Here is a 17,168-nt window from a genome sequence, read left to right as displayed (position 1 = left end):
TTTCTTGTGCGAAAAGTTTCGCAGGCTTACTGCTTCGTGATCGCGGTGATCGTGTTGCCTTCATCGGTCGCCTCGACCGTGAATTTGATCGCATCGCCAACCGAGATGTCGCCGCGCACTTCCTCGCTGGCATCAAATGCCATGACCATCTGCGGCCAGCCCAGTTCTGCAACGGGTTCATGATCGACGGTGATGGTGCCTGCCTCGGCATCGATGGCGGTGACGGTTCCTACAGCGCTGGCCGTTTTTGCGCCATCAACCGCATCCATCGCCGACATGTCGTGTCCTTCCATCGCCATCCCGTCCATCGGCATGTCTTCCATGGTCTCTGTTTCCTGCGCGCTATCGCAAGCAGCGAGGGCCAGGGGCGCAGCAAGCAGCATCATAAGGGTTGAGGTACGCATTCAGTTTCTCCTTCAGATTGTGGTGACCGCTCGGGCCGGGGGCGCCGCATCAAGAGGTATGCGGCGGGAATAACGAACATGGACAGCAGCGGGGCGGTGATCATGCCGCCGACCATCGGCGCGGCTATGCGGCTCATGACCTCCGATCCCGCTCCGGTTCCAATCAGGATCGGGAAGAGACCGGCGAGTATGACGGCCACCGTCATCGCCTTGGGGCGGACGCGTAGCAGCGCGCCTTCCCTGATGGCTTCGCCCACGTCTTCCGCATCGAGTTCGCCTCGGCGCTTGGCAAGCGCAGACTTGAGATAGATCAGCATGATAACGCCGAACTCGGCCGACACGCCGGCGAGGGCAATGAAACCCACCGACGTGGCGACCGACTGGTTGTAGCCCATCAGGTAGAGCAGCCAGAACCCGCCGGTAAGGGCGAAGGGCAGCGTGCCCATGACAAGCAGCGCTTCGTCGAACCGTCGGAAGATCAAATAGAGCAGGACGAAAATGATGCCGAGCGTTGCGGGAATGACGACCTGCAACCGTTCATTGGCGCGAGTGAGATACTCAAACTGCCCCGCATAAGAGATGCTTACGCCCGCAGGCAGATCGACGCCCTCCGACACCGCTGCCTGAAGGTCGCTTACGACAGAACTGAGGTCACGTCCCCGTGTGTCGACATAGACCACGCTGATCAGACGTCCTTGCTCGTTCTTGAGCATCGGTGGGCCATCGCTGACGCTCACCTGCGCAACTGTACCCAGAGTAATCTGCTGCCCGGACGGAGTAAGCAAAGGAAGCGCGCGCAGTTCACCGATGCTGTCGCGGATCTCGCGCGGATAGCGCACATTGATCGGATATCGCGCCAGCCCTTCGACGGTCCGCCCGATATTCGCGCCGCCAATCGCACCCGACACGATCTGCTGAACATCGGCGATATTCAGCCCGAAACGCGCTGCGGCGACCCGGTCGATGTCCACATCGACATAGCGGCCTCCCGAAAGACGCTCTGCCAAGGCGGAACTGACGCCGGGAACCTGTTTCGCGACGTTCTCGACCTGCAACGCCACGCGCTCGATCTCGGCGAGGTCTTCACCGGACACTTTTACCCCGATCGGGCTCTTGATACCGGTCGCCAGCATATCGATGCGGTTACGGATCGGCGGAACCCACACATTGGCGAGGCCTGGCACCTGCACAGCCTGGTCCAGCTCTTCGACGAGCTTCTCCGGCGTCATTCCGGGCCGCCACTCTTCGCGAGGTTTGAAACGGATAGTCGTCTCGAACATCGTGAGCGGCGCCGGATCGGTCGCGGTGTCCGCACGCCCTGCCTTCCCGAACACGGTCTCGACTTCGGGAACGGATTTGATCAACCGATCGGTCCGCTGAAGCAAGGCCGAGGCCTCACCCGGTGACAGGCCGGGCAGCGCGCTCGGCATGTAGAGCAAGTCGCCCTCGTCGAGCGGTGGCAGGAATTCACCGCCAAGACGGGTGAACGGGACCAGCGTTGTAAGGAACACGAGCCCTGCCACGACCAGAGTGGTCTTGGGCCGGCTGAGCACCCAATCGAGACCCGGCCGATAGACCTTGGTCAGAGCACGGTTGAGGAGATTGGTATCCTCCTTGGGGATTTTCCCGCGAATGAGCCAGCCCATCAGGACGGGCACGAGGGTTACCGACAGGATCGCCGCCGCTGCCATGGCATAGGTCTTGGTGAACGCCAGCGGCGAAAAGAGGCGCCCCTCCTGAGCCTGCAGTGTGAACACCGGCAGGAACGAGAGGGTTATGATCAGAAGGCTGAAGAAGAGCGCTGGCCCCACCTCTTTCGAGGCTTCGGCGATCAGCTTCCAGCGCTCGTTATCGGACAGCTCTTCATCCGGGTGATCCTCTTCCCAATGCTCGATATGCTTGTGCGCGTTCTCAATCATGACGATGGCCGCATCGACCATCGCGCCAATGGCGATGGCAATCCCGCCAAGGGACATGATGTTGGCATCCACGCCTTGGAAACGCATTACAATGAAGGCGGCCAAAACCCCTAGCGGGAGCGTTACGATGGCGACAAACGCGGATCTGACGTGCCACAGGAACAGAGCGCAGACGATCGCGACGATTATGAATTCGGCGATGAGTTTGCCGGTCAAATTGTCGATCGAGGCGTCGATGAGCTTCGATCGATCATAGGTCGTGACAATCTCGACCCCTTCGGGAAGACTGGGCTTGAGTACTTCCAGCCTCTCTTCAACTGCTGCGATGGTAGCGCGTGCATCCTCGCCTTGCCTGAGGACGACGATGCCGCCTGCGACCTCGCCTTCACCGTTGAGTTCGGCAATGCCGCGCCGCATTTCTGGGCCAAGCTGGATCGTGGCGACATCGGATAAGGTGACAGGGATACCGTTCCCGACCTATTTGAGCGGGATTTGCCTGAAGTCTTCGAGGGACGTGAGATAGCCCGAGGCGCGGACCATGAATTCCGCCTCACCCATTTCGACAACCGAGCCGCCGGCCTCCTGATTGGACGCCTGGATCGCGCGCACGACATCGCTGTGGGTGACGCCGAGCGAAGCCATCCGATAGGGTTCCAGCACGACCTGGTATTGCTTGACCATACCGCCGACGCTGGCGACCTCAGCGATGCCGGGAATGGTCTGGAGCTCATAGCGAAGGAACCAGTCCTGAAGGCTGCGAAGGTCAGCCAGATCGCTGTTCCCCGTTCGGTCGACGAGAGCATATTCGTATATCCAGCCCACGCCCGTTGCGTCCGGCCCCAGCGAGCTGGTCACACCTTCAGGCAGCTCATTTTGCACCTGGTTGAGATATTCGAGCACGCGCGAGCGTGCCCAGTAGAGGTCAGTCCCGTCCTCGAAAATCACATAGACGAAGCTGTCGCCGAACATCGAATAGCCGCGCACTGTCTCAGCGCCCGGCACCGAGAGCATCGTGGTTGCTAGAGGGTACGTGACCTGATCCTCGACGATGCGCGGAGCCTGACCCGGATAATTCGAGCGCACCACGACCTGCACGTCGGACAGATCGGGGATCGCATCGACAGGCGTTGCGCGGACCGCCCAGAAACCGCCGAGTGTGACCGCGATAGCCGCCAGAACGATGAAGAACCGGTTGGCAATCGATGCATCGATTATCCGCGCGATCATTGATCGACCTTCCGGATGGATTCGATCCGCGGACCGGTGTCATGCTGCGAGAAGGTGAATTGGACATCATCGCCCGGTTCGAGACCCTCGACCAGAGAGGCGTCGGCTAGGGCAAAGGGCATCACCATGCTTGGCCATTCGAGCTCGAGAACCGGCGCGTGATTGAGAGTGATCGAAGCGCCCGCGATCTTCGTGACGCTTCCCGTGGCGGTGTAGGTTTTCATCTTTGCCGGGCCGTCGGCCGCCATGCTCATGGTTCCGTCGATCGACCGGATATCAATCCCTGCGAGGCTTGCTTCAGAATCGATCAGGAACTGCCCCGAGGTGACAACCTGCTCGCCTTCGGTGAGCCCTTTCAGAATCTCGGTCCTGCCATTCGCCTCGCGTCCGATTTCTACCTCGGCGGGAAGGAAGGCACCTTCATCCTGCTTGAGCATCACGAGATTGCGGCGGCCAGTCCGGATGACGGCCTCGGACGGGACCAGCAAGGCTCGCCGTGTGTCGGGTGAAAGCGACACTTGCGCAAACATGCCCGGTTTCAATCTTCCGCGCGGGTTCGAGAGCTCGGCCCTGACGGTGATCGTTCGGCTCGCAGCATCGGCGCTCGGAAGGATCGCGACAATCAGGCCTGCAAACCGCTCATCCGGAAACGCTGCCAGCGCCGCACTGATCGACTGACCCTGCCGAACACTTGCGGCCTGGGTTTCAGGAACCGAAGCTTCAAGCCAGATTGGCGAGAAGCCTGTGATCTCTGCAAGTGTCTGACCTTCCATCACCGTCATGCCTGGGCGCACGCCGAGCATGGTTACAGCGCCGCCCGCAGGCGCGGTGACAGTGAACGTGTTCTGGACGCGGCGCGTGCGTTCGACGGACGCGATCATCGCGTTTGTCATTCCGAGCAATCGCATGCGCTGCCGCATGGCATCGCCGAGCGTCTGATCTCCGGTATCGAGTACGGCGAGGTACTCGCGCTGCGCGCCGCCCCAGTCAGGGACCAGAATATCGACGATCGGGGCGCCGCGTCCGACGACATCGTCCTGCGCAAGGCCATAGGTCCGTTGAACATAGCCCCCCGCTCGCGGCTGAACGATGGCAACATTGCGGCTGTTGTAGGCCAACACACCTGTTACGGTGATTTCAGGCTCGAGGACTCCGAATTCGGCTGCCGATGTGCGAATGCCGAAGTTCTGGACCAGCCCCGGGTCAATCTGGACTCCGGCTTCCGCAGCTTCTCCGGCGCATTTGGGCACCAGCATCATATCCATGAAGGGGGATTTGCCGGGTTCGTCAAAGCGCTGGCCAGGCACCATCGGATCGTACCAATAGAGCACGTCCTCGCACTCTGCCTCAGCGGAACCAGACATCCCACCCTCGCTGTCACCGACTACGAGCGAAAGCGCATATCCCGCACCGAGGCTGACAAGCGCGACGGCTGCGATGATTGCGTAGGTCCGTTTCGAGAGACCCGAGCTGTTGACCGCATCGCTCATGGCTGTTGCTCCCCATAGGTCAAGCGAAGCATCTCGGCCCATTCCACCGTGGCGGCCTCGCGTTCGAAAATTTCAAGATCGAGCAAGGCCAGGTCCGCCTTTGCCGCAATCACATCGATCAGGTCTGCGTTACCGGCAGCAAAACTTGCCGTTTCCAGTTCGACCCGTTGCCGGGCCAGCGGAAGCAATTCATCGCGCGCACGTTCCCATTGGCGCTTTGCACTGCGCCACGATGCGAGATCGGATTCGAATTGCACCCGCAGAGCCCGCAAACGATCATCGCGCTCTGCCTGCGCTGCAGCGGCTTCTGCTTCGGCGGCACGAATGCGCGGCTTTTGACGTCGATCGGTGAAGATGGGCAGAGTAACCGATCCCATGACAGAGAAGGCGTCACCGAAGGCTGGATCGCGTCGCCCATAATTCACGCTCACTCCAAAGTCGGGGCGCAAGTCAGCGCGCGCCATGTCCGCGTTTGCTTGCGCGCGTCCGGTGGCGGCATCGGCAAGACGAATGACTGGGTTGAGATCCAGTGCTTGCTCGAGGCTTTCTTGGTCGACATCAGCCGCTGGTGCATTTCCCGAGATAGTGGGATCGTCTGTGTGAATGTAGCTCGAGAGCATGGCACGTGCGGCATCTCTCTCGGCTTCAATTCTTGTGATCGCATCTTCGATGACCAGAAGCTCTCGGCGAATGGCGAGGCTTTCGGCCGGACGAGCCGATCCCGAAGCGACGGCGCTGTTCGCCACCGGCTGAAGCCTGCGCAGATCGCTGAGAGCCGTATGCGCGAAGGCGAGTTTTTCCTCCGCATAATACAGGTCGATCCAGGCAGTTGACGTGGCGATATCGATCCGCTGCTGCGCAACCCCAAATCGCATTTGCGCGAGCGCTACATCTGACTCCGCTACGTCTCGACGGGCTCTGCGCCGGGCCAGGTTCGGGATTGGTTGCTCAATGCCAACAGCAATCTGCGTTGGAAGCTGGCGATCAAACTCGAACGCTACTGGCCCTGTAATTGGCAAGTTTGCAATCCCGCCACGCAGCACAGGATCGGGCAGTTCATCTGCGGCTTCCGAGGCATCTCGCGTGCCGTCGATACGCAATTGCGCGGCCTGGAGCAGCGGCTGATCTTCGCGCGCTGCTCGCAAGGCTTCTTCATAGCCAATTGGCTGCGCAAGCACCACCTGCGCTGGCATCAGGGCGGCGGCAAGGATACCGCCTATGGACCGTTTCATGGAAAAATCTCACTTGATGTGCGTGCCGAGGTCCGGCGGCAATGACGGTGCATTGCAGCGCTGAGACCGCGCAATCAGAAGGGGCAATTCGCCTTCAGGTTATTCAATCAAGTCAGATTCGTGGAGGGGGGTAATCGGGCGCAGAAGCGCGACTGAGCAGAGGTGAGGTAATGTTCGACAAATACACAGGGCCGTCGGAAAATGGCTTAACAACATGCGAAGGCGCATCGCTCCCCACCCAAACAGCAGAAACCGCATTCATGGCCAGCAAGCAATCAACCGACATGTTCTCACACGGGGCGTCAGTATCATCGCCATGGTGATGAGCGGCCTCACCTTTTTCCGAGTGGTGCATCATCTGAGCGCAATCAGAAGCCAGCATCGGCTCTGTCTGAGGCATCGCAGCTGCTGTCGCTGACCCTTGGAAGATCAAGCCAAAACAGAGGAACAACGTCAGAAAGGTTCGATACAAAGCCATGCTTGGTCTTTACGCTAAATGCTAAGCTCTGGTTTCACAAGCCGCCCTGTCTCTTCTCTGCAAGAAAGGAGGCAGGGACCGCCTTCAGCGATCTCATGAGAGCCTGTCGCTAACGCGACATCAGGCCGCGCGATCATGATCAGCGCTCGCGGTTTCATGCACCTTCCGTCCCGCAAGTAGTATAGCCCCAGAAACCAAACTCATCAGAAGCACGAGGCGCGACGACGATCATTTCCTGCATACGGAGCCCAGCTGTGCCTTCATCATCCAGCAAGCGGGTGGTCACCCGAAGCTCGCCATTCGAATAGTTCCCTTGTTCATCTCTGGAGACCGGGATGAGCCGACCGTTGATCTTCATCGCTCCTTGCCCTTCGCTGTCATACACGAATGAGGGATAGGCGACCTCGGTGAGCCGGAATTGGCAATCGCCTTCTGCATCGAGGGCTGCCAGATCGGCATCAGTCATGGTTTCAGGAAGCATCAGCCCAGGGCTGAGATTGGCAAGCGCGGTGCTTGCATCTTCAATGGGAGCTGCTTGCACGGGCGGATCGAGATGTGCCTCGCGGTCGTTGCCGGGGGCGGTGTTTGTGTTGCACGCAGCGAGGCCAAGGGTCGCCAGGGTTAGGATAGCGGCGCTTCTCATTGCTGGATCTCCTCAGGCAAACGTTCTTCGGTCCGCGGACCGTTTTGTTCGATGTCGTCGATAAGGTATTTCATCTCAGCGATCTCCCGGCGCTGCGCGACGATGATCGCTTTCGCGAGTTCGCGCACACGGGGATCTTTGAGGCTTGCTCGCTCGCTGGTCATGATCGCGGTCGATGTCGCGACCATGGCCATGAAACGCCAGTAATTGCCTCCTCCACCCTCGTGAGAGGAGTGCGATTTATCGGTCATTGTGTTTCTCCTTGTGTCATCATCTTCCAGAACAATTGGGCCGAGCAGCTAATCAAAGCGAAGCCTGTCAGGGCCTCGATTCCAGCGATCACCCTCAGGTGATCGGTGGGATAAATGTCTCCCAATCCGAGCGTGGTCACGTTGATGAGGGAGAAATAGAAGTAGTCCATCCAGGTCATGGCGTCCGGTGTGTCGAAGCTACCCAGCCCCCACGCGGTGCCGAACCAGAACCCAAAACCGAACAAGGCCGCAACCAGGAGGTGCGAGAACAGCACCATGAGCGAAACCGCCATCTTCGCAGAGAGATCGGTTCGCCTATCGACAAGTCTGTGCGCGGCACCAAGCGTCGTTAAGTGTGAGGCAATCGCCAACAAGAAGAGGGCAACCGAGAGAAGCAGGGCGCCAATCATGCAAAGGCCTTGAAGCCCATCCAAAGGCCCATACCAATCATGAACAGGTTCTCGGTCAGCGAGACGAAACCGAGCGGCACGTTGCTCCCGCCACCAACACAGGCACATTTCAATTCACGTTTATCGATATAGACAGCCTTGAAGACACTCACTGCGCCGACCGTCCCGATGAAGAGCGCGAGCGGTGCCGAAAGCCACGTCAAGGCGCCCGCAGTCATCAAAATTCCGGCGGCTGCCTCGCCGAAGGGATAGATAAAGGAATAGGGCACCCACCTTTGGGCGAGCAGGTCGTAGTTCAGGAACATCGTGGAGAAGCTGCGAACATCCTGCAGCTTTTGAAGCGCGAGCAGCGTCATAGAAAGGCTGACGAACCACTCGGCTGCACGGACAGTGAAAGGCGTTTCGAAGAACGACCAGCTTAGGCCAAGCCCCAGCAGCAGTGCGACCGCAAAAATCGCCACTACAGGCTGATAACTTGTCTCGCCTTCTTCGGGCTGCGAGCGGCTTTTCCCGAAGTGTTCGCGCACGTCGTCATAGCCGCCGATCCGATCTCCGTTGATGAAGGTTTGCGGTGTGGTTTCGACCTGATGCTTTTCCTTGAAAGCATCGGTCTCGTCCCTGCTCGTCAAGTGATGGTCTTCGACTTCGAAGCCCTGGCGCTTGAGAAGATCGACCGTCTTGATTCCATAGGGACAGGTGTGATCGTCCATCACCATCCGGTAAACTTTTGCAGTTTTCGTGGTCATTTAGGCCTCGTTTCATTCATTCCGACGTTGTGGATTCTTACCCAAACCGTCCGAAGAAGTTTCAAAATTGATGAAACTTTCCTCATGGTCTCGGCCGCGGTTGAGTGGCCGCCACCTTTCCTCAACAGAGATCTTGGGTTAGGAATCTTGCGCCTGCGACGATCTACGCGCGAGGTAGAACCACTCGGCGATGAACACAGCGCCAATTCCAAGAACGGCATAGAGGACGATCGCCGGATCGCTTTTCAGTTTGACCCATGTGAATGCGCTTAAAACCACCGCGTCTGCTGCGAGCGCGGCCAACAGAATGGATGCGCGCGCGCCGATTTCCTCACGCAGGTTTCGAAACACCCCCCAGTGCACGAGCATGTCCATTACAAGGTAGAAGAAGGCGCCCAAGGCGGCGATGCGAGAGAGGTCGAAGAGCACCGCAAGAGCGCCTGCAACGACCACCGTATAGACAAGCATATGGCTGCGTATGCCGCCACTCATTCCGAAATGGCTATGCGGGATCATCTCCATCTCGGTCAACATGGTCAGCATTCGTGACACGGCGAAAACGCTGGCGATGACACCAGAAGCCGTAGCGGTGATCGCGATTGCGACGGTGAAGTAAAAGCCGAGGTCTCCCAACGCGGGTTCTGCAGCAGCAGCGAGCGAATAGTCACGCGCCTCCACGATCTGGGCGATCGAGAGACTTGAGCCTACAGCAACCGCGACCAGCAAATAGACAACGACGCAAACCGCGATCGAAATCATTATCGTGCGGCCGACATTGCGGTGGGGATCGACAATCTCGCCCCCGCTATTGGTTATCGTGGTGAACCCCTTAAACGCCAGGATCGAGAACGCTACCGAAGCTAACAGAGCCTCGCCGCTAGACGTCGTGGCAGGTTCGCTGAACGCGCCCGAGGCAAAGCCGCTGACCCAGATTGCAGCTATAGCAAACACGGCGATCCCGCCGATCTTGATAGCTGACATGACCAAGGAGAACCCGCTGACGGATCGATTTCCAGCGGCGTTCACAAGGTAGGCGAAGACGATCAGCCCCAGCGCCAGGACTGAAACCAGCAAACCGTTTTGTTCCAACTCGAACGGCCGCAGAGCATAAGTGGCGAAAGTGCGAGCGACGAGGCTTTCGTTGATAACCATCGACAGCGCCATTAGGAGCGAGGCCGATGCGGCAACAACGCCGGGGCCGTACGCCTTTTGGAGGATCATCGCGATGCCGCCGGATGAAGGCCAGCGGTTCGACATCTTGATGTAGCTGTATGCGGCAAGCGACGTGACAAGCGCGCCGGCGATGAATGATAGAGGGAAGAGCGGCCCGGCCAGTTCCGCGATCTGGCCCGTCAGGGCAAAGATACCGGCGCCAATCATCACGCCCGTGCCCATCGCGACACCGCCAAGAAGGCTTATTGAGCGAGTGCCGCTCGTCTGGTCGTCGTGCTCGTGCGTTTGCAAAACAGTCCCCGTGATTCGCCTCAAGGCGGGCGAAGGTTTCAAGACTCGGTACGAATATTTCGATCGCATCCCTCAAGAAATTTTCGAGCAATCAATATCTTCTGGATAAAGACTCGCTTATCAGGGCTGGATATTCACCACATTGGCCACAGGTGTGACTGCGCAATGCTGCCCCATGCTGGTCAGAGCTTTGCGCCGCGCAGGCGAAGCGAATTGACCACCACTGAGATCGAGGATGCGCTCATCGCAAAGGCCGCGAACATCGGGCTGATCAGGATGCCAAAGAAAGGATAGAGCAAACCTGCGGCGATCGGCACGCCTAAAGCATTATAAATCAATGCAAAGAACAGGTTTTGGCGAATGTTCCGCATCGTAACCTGCGCGAGCCTGCGCGCGCGCACAATGCCGTCGAGATTGCCCCTCACCAGGGTAATACCCGCACTCTCGATCGCAACATCGGCTCCGGTGCCCATCGCGATGCCGACATCGGCTTGCGCAAGCGCCGGCGCGTCGTTGACCCCGTCTCCTGCCATCGCAACCTTGGTGCCTTTCATTTGCAAATCGCGGATGAGCTTGGCCTTATCCTCGGGCAATACGCCTGCTCTTACCTCATCGATACCGAGACGGGCCGCGACCGCTTGTGCGGTGCGTTCATTGTCGCCTGTAGCCATGATGATCGTGAGACCGAGTTCATGAAGCGAACGGATCGCATCCGGGGTTGATTCCTTGATCGGATCGGCAACGGCAACGAGCCCTGCGATCTGGCCGCCAACGACCACGAACATCACGGTTTCACCGTCATCGCGCCGGACATTGGCTTGTTCGCTCAGCGATCTGCCATCAAGGCCCATATCGGTGATGAGTGCGAGGTTGCCGAGCGCAACCGATTTGTCGGCCACGCGGCCAATCACGCCCTTGCCGGTAATCGCTTCGAAATCCTCCGCGCTTGCAAGCTCGAGACCGCGCTCTTCGGCTCCGCGGACGATCGCTTCTGCAAGCGGATGCTCGGACCCGCGTTCGAGCGAGGCCGCCAAGCGCAACAGCTCCGTTTGTTCAAACCCTGGCTCGGCGGTGACAGCAACCAGTCTGGGCTTTCCTTCGGTGAGCGTGCCGGTCTTGTCGACAATCAGCGTGTCGATGGTTTCGAAGCGCTCGAGCGCTTCGGCGTTCTTGATGAGCACTCCGACCTGAGCGCCTCGGCCGGTTGCAGTCATGATCGACATCGGTGTTGCAAGACCAAGAGCGCACGGGCAGGCAATGATCAGAACGGCAACAGCTGCTACCAGCGCGTAGGCCAAGGCAGGCTGCGGTCCCCAGACAGCCCAAGCGATGAAGGCGAGGTTGGCAATCGCAATGACTGCCGGAACGAACAGTCCAGCGACCTTATCGGCGTATTTCTGAATTGGTGCGCGCGAGCGCTGAGCGGCGGCGACCATATCGACGATCTGTGCAAGCATCGTATCGGAGCCGACGCGCTTAGCCTCGATCACGAGACTGCCCGTACCATTGATTGTTGCACCTGTGACGCCGTCCCCTTCGACTTTCTCCACCGGAACGGGCTCGCCGGTAATCATGCTTTCATCGATTGATGAGCGCCCCTTGAGAACCACGCCATCGACCGGGACTTTGTCGCCCGGTCTCACTCTGATCCTGTCGCCGACAACGACCTCTTCGAGCGGGATTTCATCCTCGGTGCCATTGTCCCTGATCACACGGGCTGTCTTAGCAGCGAGATCGAGCAGCGCACGAATGGCTTTGCCGGTGCCTTCACGGGCACGCAGCTCCATCACCTGGCCTAGCAGGACCAGAGTTACGATGACCGCTGCCGCTTCGAAATAGACACCCACGTGGCCTTCGGCATCGCGAAAGCCGTCGGGAAAAATATCGGGAGCAACAATCGCTGCAACACTGAATATCCAAGCCGCGCTGACGCCCATCGCGATGAGCGAGAACATGTTGAGGTTCCAAGTCCTGAACGAGTTCCAACCCCGTTCAAGAAACGGCCATCCGCACCACAGAACAACAGGGGTTCCCAAGACGAATTCGGTCCACAAGGTGGCGCGCTCGCCCAGAATGTCGCGCACTCCTGGCCAGCCCAGAAATGGCCCCATTGTGAGCACCAGCAGTGGGAGTGTGAGCACCGCGCCGATCCAGAACCTTCTGGTAAAGTCGACGAGTTCGGGGTTGGGGCCCTCTTCGACCATAGCGGCCGATTCAAGTTCGAGCCCCATGCCGCAAAGCGGACACGAACCCATTTTGGGTTGGCGAACCTGGGGGTGCATCGGGCAGGTGTAAACCGGGCCTTCATAGTCCGCTGGAACGGCGTCGTATCGTCCGTCGTCAGCTGCCGCGGTGTCACCATGTTGATGCGCGCAATGAGCGTGGTCCATTATCGGCTCCGTTCGTTCATATGATGCTACCGAGCTTGCGGATAGCGAGATGCAATCAGTGCTATCGGTTGCGAGCTCGGAAGAAGCGGTAGAGCGGCACGGCCAGCCCCGCGATGTACCAACCGTAAAGAAAGCTGCCGATCGCCCCGGCGATGAAACCGGTCAGCGTGAGCCATTCAAACCCAGGGAGCCACGGCGCCCAGGCCTCGTGCATGCGGAATTGCGCAGGGGCGAGCAACCCAAAACCAATGCAGATGAGGTAGCTGGCGAGAAGGAAGACGCTCAGCGTCCATCCCCAAGTCATGATCGAGGCTCTCAAAGGCGTATCAGACATTATAAGCTCCAATTGAAATATACTATAGGGGGGTATAGTATTTGCGATGCAGGATTGCAAGCGTCTAGGATTTGGGGGATTGGTCTCGGCCAACGGAGAAACGACCATGAGCGACAAAAAAAGCAGCAAATTTGCGAACACCATAACCCGCATGCGACGTGTCGAAGGGCAGGCTCGCGGTATTGTCAAAATGATGGAGGAAGACCGCTATTGTGTGGATATTCTCCAGCAGATCATCGCGCTCGAAGCGGCGGCGCGGCAGGCGCGTATCAAGGTCCTCGACATTCACGCCCGACATTGCATCGAAGAAGCGATCGCTTCGGACGATAAGGCCGATCAGTCGGAGAAAGTCGCCGAACTTGTCGCATTGGTCGAAAAGATGGCCAAATAGATATCGGTTACGCCGCCAAGGCATGGGGATTTGGAGGGGAAGGACCCTGGCGGCGTTTCGCATCAGTGATGATCGTGACCCGCTCGCGGCTTGTCCTCCTCCGCCGTCTCTCGTGCTCGTCATTTTTATCGCCGTAAGATATCTCGTCGTGTTTCTCCGATAGGGTTTGAGTTTCAGGGGTAGGATGCGAACACGCTTTGGCCGCTAGGTCCAAAGGCGATCACATCGAATGGCTGAATCCGGTTTTCGAATTCCATGCCGGGCGAGCCGACGGGCATGCCGGGAACGGCCAGCCCGGTGACGCCCTCCGGCCGTTCGCGCAGCAATCGTTCGATCGCATCTGCCGGTACATGGCCCTCGATCATGTAGCCCTCGATTTCCATCGTGTGGCACGACCAGAGCTCTTGCGGCACGCCGCGCTCGGTTTTGATCCGTGCCATTTCGGTCGTATCGACCGAGGTCACCTCGGCATCCGTTTTGTGCTCGACGTGATCAGCCCATTTCAGGCAACAACCGCAATTGGGATCGCGGAACATCGTGTAGGTCGCAGCCTGGGCAGCGTTTGAGCAGGCTGCCAGCAACAACAATGCGGATGCCACAAGCGACCTTTTAGGTAGGACCAAAAACCGGATTTTCATGAGTCGGGGACCTTCTTGGTGTATCCGCGCCAAAGCGAAATCGCCCCGGTTGCGGTGGGAAAAACTCGCAGGCGTTCAGCGTCCTCGAAGATTTCTTGCAGATGTTCTTCGATGAGCCCGTCCGCATTGGGCTGGGTATCCTCGATCCCGTCGAGCTGTTGGACGGTCATTCTGAAAAGCCGACGCATCAGCGGCGGTTCCTGACGCATATAGTCGGCGATCAACACCATGCCGCCAGGCGTTAGCAACGCCGAGATTTGTTCGAGGATTGCGCGCTTCTGCTCAGGGGAGACTTGGTGAAGAACGAGGCTGCTTATGATCTTGTTCGGTTGCCAACCCCGACCGAGGTCGAGGGTGTCAAGAAAGCCATTGTGCCACTGGATCATGTGAGAGACGCTGCCGCATTTGCGCTCGGCGATTGCTAAGACGTCAGGGTCTGGTTCGACACCGAGGTATTCAGCAGGCGGGCAGCTCGACATCATCTGACGCAGAAGGGTGCCGGTTCCGCTGCCGACATCGATCACCTTGTCGAAGGGCTTGAGGTCGGCGGCGCGGACCGCGGCGTCGCGCCAGACATGCTCGCGGGTCAACAGCGCGATCGCTGCATCGTATACCGGCGTGAGCCAAACCTTGCCCAGGGCCGGAGTGAAACTGCGATCTCCCCTTGGCAGGCTCGTATCACGCATCACATGACCCCCATATGGTTGGGGCCATGAACCATTTCGCCGCCGTAATAGCCTTGGACGATGAGCGCGCCGGCGATGATGGCCAGCACCAGTCTGAGCCACCAACGGTTTTTGCCCGGTGAACTCAGCCACCAGGCTAACAGACCGGCGGCCGCAATCGCAGTGCCATTCCAACGATGGATGGCCAACGTCTCGGATCGGTCAGAAAGTCGCCAGCCCGCTGCGAACCAGCCAAAAGCGGCGGTGCCAAGTCCGCCAATTGCACCTGCGGCCACCAGAAAACGAACCGTGGTTTGAAGGCCCAGGCTGGGCCTGAGGATCAGGCCGAACTCCGTGAGCGCAGCGACCAGAAAGAGCGCGATCGGGAAATGGGCTGCAATCGGATGCAGTCTGGCCAATAGATCACTGAACGAGGTAAGGCGGTTCTCCTCGATCTTTTGTTGCATCATCTGGTCGGCCGACATGCTGTGTTCGGCGCTCGCACTATGGCTGTGTGCAATTGCTCCACCAGTGCCGTGATTGGTTTTTGCATCAATGGAGCTGGCTTCCATCATCACCATCTCTTCATCGGACATGTTTGATTTATGACCTTCGTGCGCGCCGAGAGGCGCTGCCAAAAAGGTCGCGATCAGAAGAGCAAGGAAGGTCAGATGTCGCCGGGTTTGCATAACCTTGATACGCAGTCGCTGAGCCTAGCCCTCAAATTTCTTTAAGGGCTTGCGCGAAGTTCAGCGTATAGCTGTGTGTATCGCTACAAAGAGTATAACATGACCAAGCACCCTTCTTTCGATGCCGCGCTGGCATCGCTGGCTCAGCAAACCGGTTCGAGCGACCCCCATCAGCTCATGGATGGGGTGTGGCACCGGGCTGGAGAGTTGGGCGTAATCGCTGAGAGGCGCCGGCGCGCAGCGCTTTTCTCCGGATTGTTCGTCGTCGGTCTGGGCGCAGGGTTCGGAGCGAGTGAGGTCCCGCGCAACCTCGATGCTTCGGCAAAGCTTGCTGTCGCCAGTTTTGATTCCGGCGAAAGGCTGTCTCCGGCAGCCCTTCTGGAAGGCGGGCGCTAGAATTGAAGACGCAGCATATACTCTTCGCCATCCTGCTTGCAGCGCTCGCTGGTTGCCTCGGTGCCTTTGCATCGGATTATTGGCGCGACGGGGAACCAAGCGGCGGATTGCACCAGTTCGTTCATGATGAGCTAGAGCTCAGCCCCGAGCAAAACTCACGGCTTGAAGCCTTGGAAAGCCGCTATGCCGTAGAAAAATCAGAACTGGAAGCCTCGCTGCGCGCGGCCAATGCCCGGCTCGCAAGGGCAATGGAGGCCGAACACGAATACGGCCCCGAAGTGAGCGCCGCGATCGATGACGTCCACGAGAAGATGGGCGCACTCCAGAAAGCGACCGTGCGCCATGTCTTCGATATGCGCGAACTGCTCGACCCGGACCAAAAGCTTTTGTTCGACCGTCAGGTCTCCGATGCTCTGACCAACGCTCCGCGCGACTGATCGACCGTGTCTTCGCACGGAAGCGACCACGAGCAGGAGTTGGTCCGGCAGTCTGTCGAGGGAAGCAGAGCCGCGTTCACTGCGCTGGTTGAGCCACATATTGGCCGACTGCTGACCCTCGCGACGCGTATGCTTGGAAGCCAACCACAGGGCGAAGACGCTGTCCAGGACGGCCTGGCATCGGTTTGGGTCGCGAGGCATCGCCTCGACCCTGAAAGACCAGTCGGCCCCTATCTGACTACGGTGGTCCTCAATAAGTGCCGCGACCGGCTCAGAACCAGAAAAGCGAAACGTTACTTTGGACTGGTGTCGGCAGACGATGCAGCTCTCGTCGCGGATGAAAGTCCCGATCCGGAAAACCGCGCGGCGGCCCGTCAGGAACTGAGCTTGCTTAGAGCCGAAATCGAACGGCTCCCGGTCCGGCTGCGCGAAGCCCTTGTGCTGGTGAGTATCGATGGGCGCAGCCAGGCAGAAGCCGCAAGTTTGCTAGGCGTGAGCGAGAAAGCGATCGAGACCCGCGTCTACCGGGCAAGGCAGCGCCTGCGCGAAAAATTCGAGAAGTTCTGAGGGATTAGGTCCTTCCGTTCGTAACGGAAGGAAACCCCTCAGGAGCCTTTTTAGTGCATCTTGCCCGGCACGGTCGAAGCGTAAGGCAGACCCGTCGTCTCAAGGATCGGCAGCGCGTCCATGTCGGCGCGCAGGCCGATCCGCTTGTTGCTGTTGTGGTTGCCGCGCAGTTCGCCGACGACGCCGGTGCCGCCGACGCCGCGATGCACGGTGATGCCCCAGGTCTCCAGCAGGTCGGCGACGATGGCGCTGGTGCGGGTTTCCTCGAAGCCGATTTCCGGATGCGCATGAATATCGCGGCGGATCGCCACGAGATCGTTCTGGAAATCCTTGATCCGGTCGATGACAGGCATGGCTCGCGCGCTCCGCTTGATCGCGGCACGTTATGCCACATCGC

General features: G+C 59.0%; 18 protein-coding genes and 1 pseudogene. 4 read left to right on the top strand and 15 right to left on the bottom strand.

Annotation, left to right across the window (positions count from 1 at the left end):
• Nucleotides 1–26: 26 nt before the first annotated feature.
• From AN936_RS12885 to AN936_RS12835, 11 genes and pseudogenes are all read right to left on the bottom strand, one after another.
• On the bottom strand, nucleotides 27–404 hold the full coding sequence (locus AN936_RS12885) for a copper-binding protein (protein ID WP_234715563.1): 378 nt from the start codon (nucleotides 402–404) through the stop codon (nucleotides 27–29).
• Nucleotides 383–3,550, bottom strand: a pseudogene (locus AN936_RS12880) (efflux RND transporter permease subunit). The gene AN936_RS12885 and the pseudogene AN936_RS12880 overlap by 22 nt, the downstream one beginning before the upstream one ends.
• On the bottom strand, nucleotides 3,547–5,040 hold the full coding sequence (locus AN936_RS12875) for an efflux RND transporter periplasmic adaptor subunit (RefSeq protein ID WP_054588498.1): 1,494 nt from the start codon (nucleotides 5,038–5,040) through the stop codon (nucleotides 3,547–3,549). The pseudogene AN936_RS12880 and the gene AN936_RS12875 overlap by 4 nt, the downstream one beginning before the upstream one ends.
• Nucleotides 5,037–6,272 carry a TolC family protein gene (locus tag AN936_RS12870; protein ID WP_054588497.1) on the bottom strand — a complete coding sequence of 412 codons (1,236 nt, stop codon included), beginning with the start codon at nucleotides 6,270–6,272 and terminating at the stop codon, nucleotides 5,037–5,039. The genes AN936_RS12875 and AN936_RS12870 overlap by 4 nt, the downstream gene beginning before the upstream one ends.
• Nucleotides 6,273–6,904: 632 nt before the next feature.
• Nucleotides 6,905–7,393, bottom strand: a complete 489-nt coding sequence (locus AN936_RS12865) for a DUF6692 family protein (RefSeq protein ID WP_054588496.1) — start codon at nucleotides 7,391–7,393, stop codon at nucleotides 6,905–6,907.
• Nucleotides 7,390–7,644 (bottom strand): DUF305 domain-containing protein, encoded by a 255-nt coding sequence (locus tag AN936_RS12860; RefSeq protein WP_082831455.1) that lies wholly within the window; start codon nucleotides 7,642–7,644, stop codon nucleotides 7,390–7,392. The genes AN936_RS12865 and AN936_RS12860 overlap by 4 nt, the downstream gene beginning before the upstream one ends.
• Nucleotides 7,641–8,054 carry a potassium channel family protein gene (locus AN936_RS12855; protein WP_034953527.1) on the bottom strand — a complete coding sequence of 138 codons (414 nt, stop codon included), beginning with the start codon at nucleotides 8,052–8,054 and terminating at the stop codon, nucleotides 7,641–7,643. The genes AN936_RS12860 and AN936_RS12855 overlap by 4 nt, the downstream gene beginning before the upstream one ends.
• A complete protein-coding gene (locus AN936_RS12850) occupies nucleotides 8,051–8,800 on the bottom strand; it encodes a glutaredoxin family protein (RefSeq protein WP_034953530.1) in 750 nt (249 codons plus the stop codon). The genes AN936_RS12855 and AN936_RS12850 overlap by 4 nt, the downstream gene beginning before the upstream one ends.
• A gap of 138 nt (nucleotides 8,801–8,938) precedes the next feature.
• On the bottom strand, nucleotides 8,939–10,264 hold the full coding sequence (locus tag AN936_RS12845) for an APC family permease (protein WP_054588495.1): 1,326 nt from the start codon (nucleotides 10,262–10,264) through the stop codon (nucleotides 8,939–8,941).
• 182 nt (nucleotides 10,265–10,446) lie between these two features.
• Nucleotides 10,447–12,654, bottom strand: a complete 2,208-nt coding sequence (locus AN936_RS12840) for a copper-transporting P-type ATPase (protein WP_082831454.1) — start codon at nucleotides 12,652–12,654, stop codon at nucleotides 10,447–10,449.
• 61 nt (nucleotides 12,655–12,715) lie between these two features.
• Complete coding sequence (locus AN936_RS12835) at nucleotides 12,716–12,988, bottom strand: hypothetical protein (RefSeq protein WP_034953538.1); 273 nt, start codon at nucleotides 12,986–12,988, stop codon at nucleotides 12,716–12,718.
• Between the two features lie 106 nt (nucleotides 12,989–13,094).
• Between AN936_RS12835 and AN936_RS12830 the strand changes: the two genes are divergently transcribed.
• Entirely contained in the window at nucleotides 13,095–13,379 is a 285-nt protein-coding gene (locus AN936_RS12830) for a metal-sensitive transcriptional regulator (protein ID WP_051699719.1), read from the top strand.
• A gap of 173 nt (nucleotides 13,380–13,552) precedes the next feature.
• Here AN936_RS12830 and AN936_RS12825 read toward each other — a convergent pair whose 3' ends face one another.
• The 3 genes from AN936_RS12825 to AN936_RS12815 are packed head-to-tail and all read right to left on the bottom strand — an operon-like array spanning nucleotide 13,553 to nucleotide 15,371.
• Nucleotides 13,553–14,017 carry a DUF411 domain-containing protein gene (locus AN936_RS12825; protein ID WP_034953541.1) on the bottom strand — a complete coding sequence of 155 codons (465 nt, stop codon included), beginning with the start codon at nucleotides 14,015–14,017 and terminating at the stop codon, nucleotides 13,553–13,555.
• Nucleotides 14,014–14,703: a class I SAM-dependent methyltransferase gene (locus AN936_RS12820; protein WP_034953543.1), complete on the bottom strand. Its 690-nt coding sequence runs from the start codon at nucleotides 14,701–14,703 to the stop codon at nucleotides 14,014–14,016. The genes AN936_RS12825 and AN936_RS12820 overlap by 4 nt, the downstream gene beginning before the upstream one ends.
• On the bottom strand, nucleotides 14,703–15,371 hold the full coding sequence (locus tag AN936_RS12815) for a DUF2231 domain-containing protein (RefSeq protein WP_149037662.1): 669 nt from the start codon (nucleotides 15,369–15,371) through the stop codon (nucleotides 14,703–14,705). The genes AN936_RS12820 and AN936_RS12815 overlap by 1 nt, the downstream gene beginning before the upstream one ends.
• A 99-nt stretch (nucleotides 15,372–15,470) precedes the next feature.
• On the opposite strand from AN936_RS12815, the gene AN936_RS12810 reads away from it, so the two are divergent.
• From AN936_RS12810 to AN936_RS12800, 3 genes are read left to right on the top strand one after another with little or no spacing between them, the layout of a single operon-like run.
• The gene (locus AN936_RS12810) at nucleotides 15,471–15,767 is read left to right on the top strand and encodes a hypothetical protein (RefSeq protein WP_034953544.1); all 297 of its coding nucleotides are present in this window, start codon (nucleotides 15,471–15,473) and stop codon (nucleotides 15,765–15,767) included.
• Nucleotides 15,768–15,769: 2 nt separating this feature from the next.
• The gene (locus AN936_RS12805; protein WP_034953545.1) at nucleotides 15,770–16,204 is read left to right on the top strand and encodes a periplasmic heavy metal sensor; all 435 of its coding nucleotides are present in this window, start codon (nucleotides 15,770–15,772) and stop codon (nucleotides 16,202–16,204) included.
• 6 nt (nucleotides 16,205–16,210) lie between these two features.
• Nucleotides 16,211–16,771 (top strand): RNA polymerase sigma factor, encoded by a 561-nt coding sequence (locus tag AN936_RS12800; protein ID WP_034953546.1) that lies wholly within the window; start codon nucleotides 16,211–16,213, stop codon nucleotides 16,769–16,771.
• A 50-nt stretch (nucleotides 16,772–16,821) separates the two neighbouring features.
• Here the strand turns inward: AN936_RS12800 and AN936_RS12795 are convergent, their stop codons facing one another.
• Nucleotides 16,822–17,124 (bottom strand): hypothetical protein, encoded by a 303-nt coding sequence (locus tag AN936_RS12795; RefSeq protein WP_054588492.1) that lies wholly within the window; start codon nucleotides 17,122–17,124, stop codon nucleotides 16,822–16,824.
• Nucleotides 17,125–17,168 lie beyond the last annotated feature (44 nt).

It is taken from the genome of Sphingopyxis macrogoltabida, assembly GCF_001307295.1.
Lineage (GTDB): Bacteria > Pseudomonadota > Alphaproteobacteria > Sphingomonadales > Sphingomonadaceae > Sphingopyxis > Sphingopyxis macrogoltabida_B.
The sequence above is the reverse complement of the archived record's forward strand: the minus strand, read 5'-3'. Positions and strand labels throughout refer to the sequence as shown.

Bases quoted from the DNA above. Each gene is read 5' to 3' on its own strand.
- AN936_RS12860 (WP_082831455.1), bottom strand. From the start codon at position 7,644: ATGACCGATAAATCGCACTCCTCTCACGAGGGTGGAGGAGGCAATTAC.
- AN936_RS12815 (WP_149037662.1), bottom strand. From the start codon at position 15,371: ATGCAAACCCGGCGACATCTGACCTTCCTTGCTCTTCTGATCGCGACC.
- AN936_RS12870 (WP_054588497.1), bottom strand. From the start codon at position 6,272: ATGAAACGGTCCATAGGCGGTATCCTTGCCGCCGCCCTGATGCCAGCG.
- AN936_RS12795 (WP_054588492.1), bottom strand. From the start codon at position 17,124: ATGCCTGTCATCGACCGGATCAAGGATTTCCAGAACGATCTCGTGGCG.
- AN936_RS12810 (WP_034953544.1), top strand. From the start codon at position 15,471: ATGACCAAGCACCCTTCTTTCGATGCCGCGCTGGCATCGCTGGCTCAG.
- AN936_RS12865 (WP_054588496.1), bottom strand. From the start codon at position 7,393: ATGAGAAGCGCCGCTATCCTAACCCTGGCGACCCTTGGCCTCGCTGCG.
- AN936_RS12850 (WP_034953530.1), bottom strand. From the start codon at position 8,800: ATGACCACGAAAACTGCAAAAGTTTACCGGATGGTGATGGACGATCAC.
- AN936_RS12825 (WP_034953541.1), bottom strand. From the start codon at position 14,017: ATGAAAATCCGGTTTTTGGTCCTACCTAAAAGGTCGCTTGTGGCATCC.
- AN936_RS12830 (WP_051699719.1), top strand. From the start codon at position 13,095: ATGAGCGACAAAAAAAGCAGCAAATTTGCGAACACCATAACCCGCATG.
- AN936_RS12885 (WP_234715563.1), bottom strand. From the start codon at position 404: ATGCGTACCTCAACCCTTATGATGCTGCTTGCTGCGCCCCTGGCCCTC.
- AN936_RS12820 (WP_034953543.1), bottom strand. From the start codon at position 14,703: ATGCGTGATACGAGCCTGCCAAGGGGAGATCGCAGTTTCACTCCGGCC.
- AN936_RS12875 (WP_054588498.1), bottom strand. From the start codon at position 5,040: ATGAGCGATGCGGTCAACAGCTCGGGTCTCTCGAAACGGACCTACGCA.
- AN936_RS12840 (WP_082831454.1), bottom strand. From the start codon at position 12,654: ATGGACCACGCTCATTGCGCGCATCAACATGGTGACACCGCGGCAGCT.
- AN936_RS12835 (WP_034953538.1), bottom strand. From the start codon at position 12,988: ATGTCTGATACGCCTTTGAGAGCCTCGATCATGACTTGGGGATGGACG.
- AN936_RS12855 (WP_034953527.1), bottom strand. From the start codon at position 8,054: ATGATTGGCGCCCTGCTTCTCTCGGTTGCCCTCTTCTTGTTGGCGATT.